The organism is Rhizobium alarense (genome assembly GCF_021555155.1).
Classification (GTDB): domain Bacteria; phylum Pseudomonadota; class Alphaproteobacteria; order Rhizobiales; family Rhizobiaceae; genus Rhizobium_D; species Rhizobium_D alarense.
In genome coordinates this window covers 1-10,761 of record NZ_JAKGBU010000118.1, presented here as the reverse complement: position 1 = coordinate 10,761, position 10,761 = coordinate 1, and the positions used below count along the sequence as shown (strand labels likewise).

Here is a 10,761-nt window from a genome sequence, read left to right as displayed (position 1 = left end):
GGTCTATGGCGATATCGGCACCAGCCCGCTCTATGCCTTCCGGGAGGCGCTGCGGCCGGTCTCCGAGGATGGCGTCGGCCGGGACGAGATCATCGGCATCATCTCCCTGATGATCTGGGCGCTGACCATTATCGTCACGCTGAAATATGTGCTCTTCCTGCTGCGGGCCGACAACCATGGCGAGGGCGGCACGCTGTCGCTGCTGGCGCTCCTCATGAAGACCGCCAACGGCCATGCCGCCTTCCTCTTTTTCATGGGAGCCATCGGGGCGGCGCTCTTCGTCGGCGATGCGATGATCACGCCGGCGCTCTCCGTGCTCTCGGCCGTCGAGGGCCTGAAGCTGGTGACGCCGGCACTGACCGACTACGTCGTGCCGATTTCCGTCGTCATCCTGGTCCTGCTGTTTGCCGTGCAGTCCTGGGGAACGGGCGCGGTATCGAAGTTCTTCGGGCCGATCACCGCGCTCTGGTTCGTCGTGATGGGCGCCGGCGGCATCGCCCATCTGTCGGACGACCTCGGCATTCTCGCGGCCTTTAATCCCGCCTATGCCGTCATGTTCGTCTCGGACGAAGGCCTCGTCGGCCTCGCCGTCCTCGGTGCCGTGTTCCTGACGGTGACCGGCGCGGAGGCGCTCTATGCGGATCTCGGCCATTTCGGGCGGCGGCCGATCCAGTGGGCCTGGTTCTGCCTCGTCTTTCCGGCGCTGGCGCTCAACTATCTCGGACAAGGCGCGTTGGTGCTCAAGCACCCCGAGGCGATGTCCGACCCGTTCTTCCTGATGTTCCCGCAATGGGCGCTGCTGCCCGTGGTGATCCTTGCGACGGCGGCCACCATCATCGCCAGCCAGGCGGTCATCACCGGCGCCTTCTCGCTCGCCCGGCAGGCGATCCATCTCGGCTACCTGCCGCGCATGGAGATATTCCACACGTCTGAGACGCAGACGGGCCAGATCTATCTTCCCGCCGTCAACACCGTCCTCGTCTTCGGCGTCATGATGCTCGTCCTCATCTTCGGTTCGTCGGAAGCGCTCGCGACCGCCTACGGCATATCCGTGACGGGCGCCATGCTCGTCACGACCGTGCTTGCATTCGAGTTCCTGCGGGCGCGCTGGCGCTGGTCGCGCCTGGCGGCCGTCGCAATGCTCGCGCCGCTCTTCCTTCTCGAACTCACCTTCCTCGGCGCGAATATGCTGAAGGTGCACGATGGCGGTTACGTGCCGCTGCTGATCGCCGCCGTCGTGGTGATCGTCATGTGGACCTGGACGCGCGGCACCCGGATTCTCCACGCCAAGACGCGCCATAGCGAAGTGCCGATCGGCTCCTTCATCGCCTCCGTCGAAAAATCCGTCGCACGCCAGAGCGAGCATGCGCCGGTCATCGTGGCCGGTACGGCAATCTTCTTGACGAGCGATCCGGATTCCGCACCCGCAGCACTGCTGCACAACCTCAAGCACAATCACGTCCTGCACGAACAGAACTTCATCCTGACGGTCCGGACGACCAACACGCCGAAGGCCAATCCCGCCGATCGCTGCCGCGTGGAACGGCTGTCCGACCGTTTCGCCCGCATCGAGGTCCGATTCGGCTTCATGGAGACCCAGAACGTTTCCCAGGCGCTCGGCCAGGTGCGGAAGTCCGGCGCGAAGTTCGACATCATGTCGACCTCGTTCTATCTCGGCCGCCGCAAGCTGGTGCCCGACGCGCGCTCCGGCATGCCGATCTGGCAGGACCGGCTGTTCATCTGGCTCGCCAATGCGGCGATCGACCCTTCCGACTATTTCCGGTTGCCGGCCAACCGCGTGGTCGAACTCGGCTCGCAGGTCATCATCTGACGACCGGCATGATGCACCCGCTTCGGGCAGGCAGCGCGTTCACAAAAAAATTCCATCGACCAGATGACCGGTCCACCAGGCCGCGCTGCCGGTGAAGCGGATCAGGACGAGGACGACGCCGCTGATCGTTCCGCCCCAGAACATCGCGGTTCTCACCCTGCGCGCCTTCTGATCGAAGCCGCTGGTATCGGTGACCCAGTTCATCAGCATCAGCACGATCAGCAGCAGGATGTCGGAGGCCATCGAGAGGATGTGCCAGGGCGGCAGCGGCCACGATCCGCCGGGTATGAACACGCGCCACAGGCATTTGGCAACGAGATAGGCCGAAATCGCCAGAAAGACCGGCTGGGCCTTGATTGGTTCCGAGGGTGTGCTCACGACCTGCTCCAACCTTAAGAGCCGGTAGGGAACCATCTTCGCCGAGGCGTGGCAAGGCTCCGCTGATGGTTGCCTCCGCATCGGGCGACCCCTCGTTAACGCTCCATCAAGGTTAATGCATCATTCTCCTTGACCAGCAGTGAACCGATATCTGCCGGCGTCAGCCGAAGCGGTTTCAACAATATCGAGGTCCAGCAGGCTGACGCGTCGGTGCGTGGAACCGGTCGCCGATCCTGTGCCAGCATGGCTGTATCCGGAGTACCGTTGGTGCGTAAGCGTAGCGTTCTTGAAGTGAGGTCCGTGCTCCGTTCCGGAACCTGGACCGCGCCCCTGGCCCTCGGCCTTGCCCTGTTTGCCGGATTTCCCTCGACGATCGCCCATTCCGACCTTGCGACCTTCCTCGCCGGCGTCAACCGTGTCGGCGGCAACCAGCAGATGGTGATGACACCGTCGCCGGCGGGCTCGATCCACGAGGTGGAGATCGCCTTCAACGACGCGATCACCACCGGTGCGATCAGCGGCGGTGCCGGGCTGGACCTGCCGGGCGGCGCCAAGGCGGCGCTCAGAAGCGAGCACAAGGGAAAGGGCGGTGTTCCCGACGAAGCGCGCGTCAACCGGCGCGACAAGAAGAACCGCATCGTCGCCGTCCTGCCGGTGACGCCGCCGAAAGACTTTTCCGCCGGCTCGGTGCTGCAGCGGCACAGCTCGCTGCTTACCCCCGTCTTCGACGGCAAGGAGCGCATGACCTTCATCGATCCGAAGATCAAGGGCAAGGAGATTGCCGTCGCCACCGCCTTCTACCGCAAGAAGCCGATCATACGCGACCGCGGCGTGCCGGCGATGCTGGCGGGCCTGGTGACGAACGACAGGGCCGACATCCTTGCCACCGCCTATGCCCGCCCGGAGCCGGACTATGCGCGCGAATCGCCCTTCGATTCGATCCTGCGGAAGGAGGAGGCGCAGGGCCGCTTCATCCCGAAGATCGGACCGGGCGATCACGAATGGGCGGCGACGCCGCTTCCAGCCGCCGTCTTTTCCGCCGCCGAGCAGAAGTGCCTGACGGCCGGCATCTACTTCGAGGCGCGCGGCGAGTCGCTGAAGGGCCAGGCGGCCGTCGCCCAGGTCATCCTGAACCGGGTGCGGAACCCGTCCTATCCGGGCACCGTCTGCGGCGTCGTCTACCAGAACCGCGACTGGCGCAACCGCTGCCAGTTCTCCTTTGCCTGCGACCGCATTCCGGACCTGGTCCTCGCGCCCTGGCACTGGAAAACGGCAAAGGAGGTCGCGATGGCGGTCACTGCCGGCAAGATCTGGCTCGACGAGGTGGGATCGGCAACGCATTATCACGCCACCTATGTGCGCCCGCCATGGGCGCGCACGATGAAGCGGGTCGGCAAGATCGGCCTGCATGTCTTCTACCGGACCTATGGCGGCGGCTGGAGCTGAGCGGTCGACGGCCGGCATCGGCCGCGAGTCCCGCGGCTTTCGCTGCGGCCGTTCGCGCCATTGCGCACCTTCTGCGCGGACGGATAGCTAATCCATTGAAATTTAAGAATTTTATTGCTTGCTGTCAAAGCTCCGCAACGCCTTGACTATGCAGGCCCCGAAAACTATGTTGCGCCCGACTTCGGAACGGGCCAGCGGGTGGCTTGGAACCTAGCCGTGATTATGACCGCATTGGGGCGCATGGCCCGCGGAACGGTCGGGAGGGCGCCATGGCGAGCAGCCGGGAAGAAAGTCTGGAAGAGCGCATGCAGCGCCTTGATGCCGAACTGGCGAAGAGGCGCGCGGACGACGACAGCGACGATGCCGCCGAGCAAAAGGCCGCCGACAGCCGCAAGGGCTACGCGGAGGCGATGAAGCTCTCGAGCGAATTTATCGCGGCGATCATCGTGGGGGCGCTTCTGGGCTATCTTCTGGATCATTTTGCAGGTACGGGACCGTGGGGCATGATCGTGCTTCTGCTCCTCGGTTTCTGCGCCGGCGTTCTGAATGTGATGCGCGCGGCGGGACTGGTCGCTTCGCCCCATCCGGTGGACCGGATGGCCGGGCGGGAAAATGGCAGGAAGGACGGCGCGTAACGCGCGGTCGAACGAAACGAATTCCGCCCCCGGGCGGGCAAACGAGAGAGACAGCGGTGGCAAACGATCCGACCCATCAGTTCCTGGTCAACAAGATTGTTCCGATCGAGATCGGCGGCATCGATTTCTCCTTCACCAATGCATCGCTCTTCATGGTCGCCACCGTCGCCAGCGCGGCCGGCTTTCTCTATTTCACCACGTCGCAGCGCGGTCTGATCCCGTCCCGCCTGCAGTCGGTGTCGGAAATGTCCTACGAGTTCATCGCCTCCATGCTGCGCGAAGGCGCCGGCAGCCAGGGCATGAAGTTCTTTCCGATGGTCTTCTCGCTGTTCATGTTCATCCTGACGGCGAACCTGCTCGGCATGGTGCCCTATTTCTTCACCGTCACCAGCCAGATCATCGTCACCTTCGCGCTTGCCCTCTTCGTCATCGGCACGGTCATCCTTTACGGCTTCTTCAAGCACGGCTTCGGCTTCCTCAAGCTCTTCGTGCCGCATGGCGTGCCCGGCGCGCTCCTGCCGCTCGTCGTGTCGATCGAAATCATCTCGTTCCTGTCGCGCCCGATCAGCCTCTCCGTTCGTCTCTTCGCGAACATGCTGGCCGGCCACATCACGCTCAAGGTGTTCGCAGGCTTCGTCGCCTCGCTCGGAACCCTCGGCGCGCTCGGCATCGGCGGCGCCATCCTGCCTCTCATCATGACGGTCGCCCTGACCGGTCTCGAATTCCTCGTGGCCTTCCTCCAGGCTTACGTCTTTGCGGTGCTGACCTGCATGTACCTCAACGACGCGATCCATCCTGGCAGCCACTAAGGATACAGTCGTCGGTGCCCGAGCGGCACCTGCCCAAAACCGCATCAACCCATTCGAAGGAGTTCACTATGGAAGCGGAAGCAGCAAAGTTCATCGGCGCAGGTCTGGCTTGCTTTGGCATGGCCGGCACGGCTCTCGGCCTCGGCAACATCTTCGGCAACTATCTCGCCGGCGCCCTGCGCAACCCGTCTGCCGCTGACAGCCAGTTCGGCCGCCTCGTATTCGGCTTCGCCGTTACGGAAGCTCTGGGCATCTTCTCGCTGCTCATCGCGCTTCTCCTCCTGTTCGCCGTCTGACAACGGCTGACGCGTGGGCCATGGCTCCTTGCGGGCCGTGGCCCATCGACGATTCGAGAGTGCACCTGGAGGTGAGCATGTTCGTGACCCCGGCTTATGCCGAGTCCACCCCTGCCGAAGGCGCCGAAGCGGGCCATTCGGCCACCACAACGCATGACGCGGCCGCGACCGGCGAGATGCACACCGAAACCGGTGTCGCCCACGGTGACGAGCATGCGACGGGCGTCTTCCCGCCGTTCGATCAGTCCACCTTTGCCTCGCAGCTCCTGTGGCTGGCGATCACCTTCGGCCTGTTCTACCTGCTGATGTCGAAGGTCATCGTGCCGCGCATCGGCGGTATCCTCGAGACCCGTCACGACCGCATCGCCCAGGATCTCGACGAGGCATCGCGTCTCAAGTCCGAGGCCGACGCCGCGATTGCGACCTACGAGCAGGAACTGGCCGCTGCCAGGACGAAGGGCCATGCGATCGCGTCCGACGCCCGCGACGCGGCCAAGGCCAAGGCCGATGCCGAGCGCGGCAAGGTCGAGGCCGGCCTGCAGGACAAGATTGCCGCCGCCGAAGCCCGCATCGCCGACATCAAGACCAAGGCGCTCGCCGATGTCGGCTCGATTGCCGAGGAAACGGCGACCGCCGTCGTCGAGCAGCTCGTGGGCGGCAAGGCCGCCAAGGCCGAAATCGCAGCTGCCGTCAAAGCAGCCGCGGCAAAGTAAGGGGGCCGTCATGGCATTCGATGCAACATTCTTCGCCTTCGTCGGCCTCCTGCTGTTCGTCGCCCTGATCGTCTACCTGAAGGTCCCGGGCATGATGGCGAAGTCGCTCGACGAGCGCGCCGAGAAGATCGGCAACGAGCTCGCCGAAGCCAAGCGCCTGCGCGAGGAGGCCCAGCATCTGCTCGCCGAGTACCAGCGCAAGCGCAAGGACGCCGAGGCGGAAGCCGCGAGCATCGTTGCTGCCGCCGAGCGGGAGGCCGAAGCGCTGACCGCAGACGCCAAGCAGAAGACCGAGGAATATGTCGCCCGCCGCACGGCGCTCAGCGAACAGAAGATCAAGCAGGCGGAGACCGACGCGATCAACGCGGTGCGTTCCGCTGCCGTCGATCTCGCGATCAGTGCCGCCGAGACGGTGCTCGCCGCAAAGACCGACGCCGCCACCAGCAAGGCGCTGTTCGACAATGCCGTGCAGGAGGTCAAGACGCGGCTCAACTGAGGGCGTGTCGTCAGGCAGGACATTTTGAAAGGCCGGGTTCGTCCCGGCCTTTTGTTTGCGCGGTGGAAACATGCGGACCGGAGCGCGGCTGCCGCCGCCGTCTCCGGCCGTCCGCTCAGTCTTCGACGAGGGCCGTCGGCCGAAACGGGCTGAAGGACAGGCGGTGCAACGGGCAGGGACCGAGCGAGCGGATGGCGTCCCGGTGCTTCTGCGTCGCATAGCCGGCATGGAGGTGGAAGCCGTAGCCGGCGAAGCGGTTTTCGGCACGCGCCATCATGCGGTCGCGCACGACCTTTGCGACGATCGAGGCGGCGGCGATGGAGAGCGAACGCGCGTCACCCTTGACGACGGCGCGGCCTTCGCAGGCAAGCCCGGGCGGCACGTCGCGCCCGTCCGCGAGCACGAGCCTCGGCCGCACCTCCAGACCGGCGACGGCGCGGCGCATGGCATCGAGACTCGCCTTGCGGATGTCGGAGCCGTCGATATGGCGGGCGCTGCTCGAGGCGACCGAGACGACCGCGTTTTGCAGGATCAGATCGAACAGCGCTTCGCGGATCGCCGCCGAGAGTTGTTTGGAATCGTTCAGTCCGCCGGGAATGCGTTCCGGGTCGAGAATGACCGCAGCAGCGACCACCGGTCCGGCGAGCGGCCCGCGCCCGGCCTCGTCCGTGCCGGCAACCGGCCAGGCGCCGGCCTTGCGCGCCGAGAGCTCCATGGAAAAATCCGGGCCGACCGGCAGGTCGAAGAGAAGGTGGGAATCGGAGGATGTGCGACGGGGCATGCGGCGACCCTCGCACATCCCTCCGATTCCCTGCAAGTCCTCCGGTCGGGGGCGGAGACCGCCGGAGGAACACCGGTCCGCCGGGACAGACGGCGGACCGGATAGCCGCGGGGCAGGGGAACCCCGCGGAATGTCTCGGGCGCAATGCCCGTGTCGTGACGCCGGGAAGGCCGAGGGCTCGCGCTGGTCGAACCCGAAGCCCGCGTCGCCCTCGCCGGGCCGCTGCCGCCTAGAGCAGCGAGAGCTGCACCCCGCCGCCGGACGGCGGCACGAAGAGGTCGGTCGACAGCGTGCGCCGGTTGCGCGTCAGGCCGAGCCGCTTGGCCGCCATCTCGAAGCGCCGCGCGATCTGCCAGGCATAGGGGCCGGCGCCCTTCATGCGCTTGCCGAAGTCCGCGTCATAGTCCTTGCCGCCGCGCATCGAGCGCACCAGCGACATGACGTGCCGGTAGCGCTCCGGATAGCTCCGCAGCAGCCAGTCCCGGAAGAGCGGGCTGACCTCCAGCGGCAGCCGCAGCAGCACATAGCTCGCCTCCGATGCACCGGCCGCCTTGCCGGAATCGAGCACGCGCTCGATTTCGTGGTCGTTCAGCGCCGGAATGACCGGTGCCATCATCACCGAAACCGGAATGCCGGCTTCCGACAGGGCCCGTATCGCCTCCAGCCGCTTCGCCGGCGTGGCGGCCCGCGGCTCCATGCTGCGGGCGAGCCTGCGGTCGAGCGTTGTCACCGAGATGCCGACCCAGGCAAGGCCCCGCTTCGCCATGCCGGCGAGGATGTCGATGTCGCGGGTGATCAGCGCCGACTTGGTGACGACCGAGACAGGGTGGTTCGCCGCATCCAGCACTTCGAGGATCTGGCGCATGATCCGCCATTCCTTCTCGATCGGCTGATAGGGGTCGGTATTGGTGCCGATCGCGATGACGCGCGGCTTGTAGCCCGGCTTCGACAGTTCCCGTTCGAGCAGTTTCGGCGCATCCGGCTTGGCGAAGAGCCGGGCTTCGAAGTCGATGCCGGCGGAAAGCCCCATGAAGGCGTGGGTCGGCCGCGCGAAGCAGTAGATGCAGCCGTGCTCGCAGCCGCGATAGGGGTTCACGGAGCGGTCGAAGGGGATATCGGGTGATTCGTTGCGCGTGATGATGCTGCGCGGCTTCTCGACCTGCACTTCCGTCTTGAACGCCGGCAGATCCTCCAGCGTCGACCAGCCGTCGTCGAAGGTCTCCCGCGACTGCGGTTCGAAGCGGCCGGAAAAGTTGAGGCCGGCACCGCGCCCGCGCCGCCGGTCGATGTCGATCCGAAGGCCGGAGCCCGCCATCAGCGCCTCGGCGAGGTCCGCCTTACCGGCGGGCGCCAGAATGGTCCGGGAAATGTCGGTCAGTTCTGCCATGGCGATCTCCGGGGGAAGTGCCTGCGTTTCATGACTATATTCCTATCCGATGAGATGGAACAAGACAAGAACAAAATTCGCACGAATGCGGATTCTCCAGTAACCACAACCGCCGGAAAGCCGGCGGACCAGTGGCTTTCGCGGATGCGATACGATATTGAGAAACCATGTTGACAATCATCATGGAATGCCGGGACAACGAGGCGGAACTGGCCCAGACCCTCTCCGCGCTGGTTGCGGGGGCGGTCGAGGGCCTGGTGCGCGACGTCGTCGTGCTCGACCATGGCTCGCGCGACGGTTCCTCGAAGGTGGCCGATGCCGCCGGTTGCCGCTTCCTGACCCATTGGGACATAAAGGACGTGGTGCGCTCGGCACGCGGCGACTGGCTGCTGCTTCTGGAGCCCGGCGCCCGGCCGCTGACGGGATGGGTGGATGTGGTTGCCGACTACGTCTCGGTCAGCCGCAAGCCGGCGCGCTTCGCCGGTTCGCGCAATCACAGGCGGCCGCTCTACAAGCGCCTCATGGGCCGCAGGGCGCCGCTCGAAGCGGGCTTCCTCGTGACGAAGCGCCAGGCGACGGCCATCGCCCGCAGCGGCATGGGGCTCGAGCAGATGGCAGCCGGCGTCGGCGTGTCGATGCTGATGGCCGAGATCGTGCCCGCCTGGGCCGTGCTGAGCCAGCGCGCGGAGGCCCGCTGACCGAGTTTGCGGCGCGACAGGATGCCGGCCGGCGAAAGAGCCCGGTCAGGCGGATGCGCCGCGGCGCAGGTGCTCGTCGAGCCGCGGCATGATCTCAACGAAATTGCAGGGCATGTGCCGGTAGTCGAGCTGCGCCTTCAGGATGCCGTCCCAGGCGTCCTTGCAGGCGCCCGGCGAACCGGGCAGCACGAAGACGAAGGTGGCGTTCGCCACGCCGCCCGTCGCGCGCGACTGGATCGTCGATGTGCCGATCTTGTCGTAGGAGATGCGGTGGAAGACGGCGGAGAAGCCGTCCATGCGCTTTTCGAACAGCGGCTCGAGCGCCTCGGGCGTCACGTCGCGGCCGGTGAAGCCGGTGCCCCCCGTGGTGATGACCACGTCGATTTCCGGCGCAGCGATCCAGCGGCCGACGGTATTGCGGATAGCCCCGACGTCGTCCGTCACGATGGCGCGCTCGGCAAGCCGGTGGCCCGCAGCTTCGATGCGGCCGGCAAGCGTGTCGCCGGAACGGTCGTCGGCAAGCGTGCGTGTATCCGAAACGGTCAGGACGGCGATCGACAGCGCGACGAAGGGGCGGGTGTCGTCAAGGCGTTCCATGCGTGCTTCCTCCTCTGGTGCGGGTGGCGGCGACGAACCAGCCGGGCTCCTGCCGTGCGATTGTCTCCGCCGCCGACGCGGCATCCGCATGTGTTGCATAAAGCGCAAAGCAGGTCGCCCCCGAACCGGACATGCGCACCAGCGCCGCCCCGCTTCGCGACAGGGCGTCGGCCACGTCGCCGATCGCGGGGCAGAGCGTGCGCGCGGGCGGTTCCAGGTCATTGCGCATGTCGCCGAGCGCGGCAATCCAGGCCGCCGCGGCGCCGGCCGCCTGCGGCACGGCACCGACCGGCGGGTTCGTGCGTTCGGCGAGTGCGCCGAAGACGGCCGGCGTCGAGACGGGCGTCATCGGATTGGCGAGCACCATAGGGAAAACCGGCATGTCCGGCAGCGGCGTAATGTCCTCGCCGATGCCGCGGGCGATCAGCGGGCGGCTGAGGAGGCACATCGGCACGTCGGCCCCGAGCGTCAGCGCGATCGCCGCCAGCGTCCGCTCGTCGACCCCTGCATGCCACAGCCGCAGCAGGCCGCGCAGCGCCGCCGCCGCATCCGCCGACCCGCCGCCGATGCCGGAGGCGACCGGCAGGTTCTTTTCGAGATGGATCGCGACGCCGGGTGCAGGCCGGCCCCGGGAGACGAGATGCCGGCGCAGCACGTCGCGGGCTCTGAGGACGAGGTTGTCGCCGCCGGCCGA

Annotated in this window: 13 protein-coding genes; 8 read left to right on the top strand and 5 right to left on the bottom strand. The window is 66.3% G+C overall.

Features of this window, described 5'->3' with window-relative positions; all coding sequences use genetic code 11:
• Positions 1 to 1,831 (top strand): potassium transporter Kup (locus LXM94_RS23990; RefSeq protein ID WP_235774127.1); only part of this gene is annotated, 1,831 nt, incomplete at its 5' end.
• Positions 1,832 to 1,870: 39 nt separating this feature from the next.
• Here LXM94_RS23990 and LXM94_RS23985 read toward each other — a convergent pair.
• Complete coding sequence (locus tag LXM94_RS23985) at positions 1,871 to 2,209, bottom strand: hypothetical protein (protein WP_235774125.1); 339 nt, start codon at positions 2,207 to 2,209, stop codon at positions 1,871 to 1,873.
• A 243-nt stretch (positions 2,210 to 2,452) separates the two neighbouring features.
• On the opposite strand from LXM94_RS23985, the gene LXM94_RS23980 reads away from it, so the two are divergent.
• From LXM94_RS23980 to LXM94_RS23955, 6 genes are all read left to right on the top strand, one after another.
• Positions 2,453 to 3,655 carry a cell wall hydrolase gene (locus LXM94_RS23980; protein ID WP_268965231.1) on the top strand — a complete coding sequence of 401 codons (1,203 nt, stop codon included), beginning with the start codon at positions 2,453 to 2,455 and terminating at the stop codon, positions 3,653 to 3,655.
• Between the two features lie 269 nt (positions 3,656 to 3,924).
• The gene (locus LXM94_RS23975; RefSeq protein WP_235774121.1) at positions 3,925 to 4,290 is read left to right on the top strand and encodes an AtpZ/AtpI family protein; all 366 of its coding nucleotides are present in this window, start codon (positions 3,925 to 3,927) and stop codon (positions 4,288 to 4,290) included.
• A gap of 56 nt (positions 4,291 to 4,346) precedes the next feature.
• Positions 4,347 to 5,099: a F0F1 ATP synthase subunit A gene (locus tag LXM94_RS23970; RefSeq protein ID WP_235774119.1), complete on the top strand. Its 753-nt coding sequence runs from the start codon at positions 4,347 to 4,349 to the stop codon at positions 5,097 to 5,099.
• 68 nt (positions 5,100 to 5,167) lie between these two features.
• Positions 5,168 to 5,395, top strand: coding sequence for a F0F1 ATP synthase subunit C (locus LXM94_RS23965; protein ID WP_235774128.1), 228 nt, complete (start codon positions 5,168 to 5,170; stop codon positions 5,393 to 5,395).
• Positions 5,396 to 5,472: 77 nt separating this feature from the next.
• Entirely contained in the window at positions 5,473 to 6,108 is a 636-nt protein-coding gene (locus LXM94_RS23960) for a F0F1 ATP synthase subunit B (RefSeq protein ID WP_235774117.1), read from the top strand.
• A 10-nt stretch (positions 6,109 to 6,118) separates the two neighbouring features.
• A complete protein-coding gene (locus LXM94_RS23955) occupies positions 6,119 to 6,604 on the top strand; it encodes a F0F1 ATP synthase subunit B (RefSeq protein ID WP_235774115.1) in 486 nt (161 codons plus the stop codon).
• A 115-nt stretch (positions 6,605 to 6,719) separates the two neighbouring features.
• Here LXM94_RS23955 and LXM94_RS23950 read toward each other — a convergent pair whose 3' ends face one another.
• Both LXM94_RS23950 and LXM94_RS23945 read right to left on the bottom strand, forming a co-directional pair.
• Positions 6,720 to 7,385 (bottom strand): ribonuclease HII, encoded by a 666-nt coding sequence (locus LXM94_RS23950; RefSeq protein WP_235774113.1) that lies wholly within the window; start codon positions 7,383 to 7,385, stop codon positions 6,720 to 6,722.
• Positions 7,386 to 7,614: 229 nt separating this feature from the next.
• Positions 7,615 to 8,772: a PA0069 family radical SAM protein gene (locus tag LXM94_RS23945; protein WP_235774111.1), complete on the bottom strand. Its 1,158-nt coding sequence runs from the start codon at positions 8,770 to 8,772 to the stop codon at positions 7,615 to 7,617.
• Positions 8,773 to 8,939: 167 nt separating this feature from the next.
• Between LXM94_RS23945 and LXM94_RS23940 the strand changes: the two genes are divergently transcribed.
• On the top strand, positions 8,940 to 9,470 hold the full coding sequence (locus LXM94_RS23940; RefSeq protein ID WP_235774109.1) for a glycosyltransferase family protein: 531 nt from the start codon (positions 8,940 to 8,942) through the stop codon (positions 9,468 to 9,470).
• Between the two features lie 45 nt (positions 9,471 to 9,515).
• On the opposite strand, the gene moaB is transcribed toward LXM94_RS23940, so the two are convergent.
• Together moaB and LXM94_RS23930 are read right to left on the bottom strand one after the other, a co-directional pair.
• On the bottom strand, positions 9,516 to 10,067 hold the full coding sequence (moaB, locus tag LXM94_RS23935) for a molybdenum cofactor biosynthesis protein B (protein WP_235774107.1): 552 nt from the start codon (positions 10,065 to 10,067) through the stop codon (positions 9,516 to 9,518).
• Positions 10,054 to 10,761: 4-(cytidine 5'-diphospho)-2-C-methyl-D-erythritol kinase (locus LXM94_RS23930; protein WP_235774105.1), on the bottom strand; the 708-nt coding region annotated here is incomplete at its 5' end. The genes LXM94_RS23930 and moaB, both read right to left, overlap by 14 nt.

What these genes read in the sequence shown, in the direction of transcription:
- LXM94_RS23980 (WP_268965231.1), top strand. Translation starts at nt 2,453, where the DNA reads ATGGCTGTATCCGGAGTACCGTTGGTGCGTAAGCGTAGCGTTCTTGAA.
- LXM94_RS23975 (WP_235774121.1), top strand. Translation starts at nt 3,925, where the DNA reads ATGGCGAGCAGCCGGGAAGAAAGTCTGGAAGAGCGCATGCAGCGCCTT.
- LXM94_RS23965 (WP_235774128.1), top strand. Translation starts at nt 5,168, where the DNA reads ATGGAAGCGGAAGCAGCAAAGTTCATCGGCGCAGGTCTGGCTTGCTTT.
- LXM94_RS23960 (WP_235774117.1), top strand. Translation starts at nt 5,473, where the DNA reads ATGTTCGTGACCCCGGCTTATGCCGAGTCCACCCCTGCCGAAGGCGCC.
- LXM94_RS23955 (WP_235774115.1), top strand. Translation starts at nt 6,119, where the DNA reads ATGGCATTCGATGCAACATTCTTCGCCTTCGTCGGCCTCCTGCTGTTC.
- LXM94_RS23950 (WP_235774113.1), bottom strand. Translation starts at nt 7,385, where the DNA reads ATGCCCCGTCGCACATCCTCCGATTCCCACCTTCTCTTCGACCTGCCG.
- LXM94_RS23945 (WP_235774111.1), bottom strand. Translation starts at nt 8,772, where the DNA reads ATGGCAGAACTGACCGACATTTCCCGGACCATTCTGGCGCCCGCCGGT.
- LXM94_RS23940 (WP_235774109.1), top strand. Translation starts at nt 8,940, where the DNA reads ATGTTGACAATCATCATGGAATGCCGGGACAACGAGGCGGAACTGGCC.
- moaB (WP_235774107.1), bottom strand. Translation starts at nt 10,067, where the DNA reads ATGGAACGCCTTGACGACACCCGCCCCTTCGTCGCGCTGTCGATCGCC.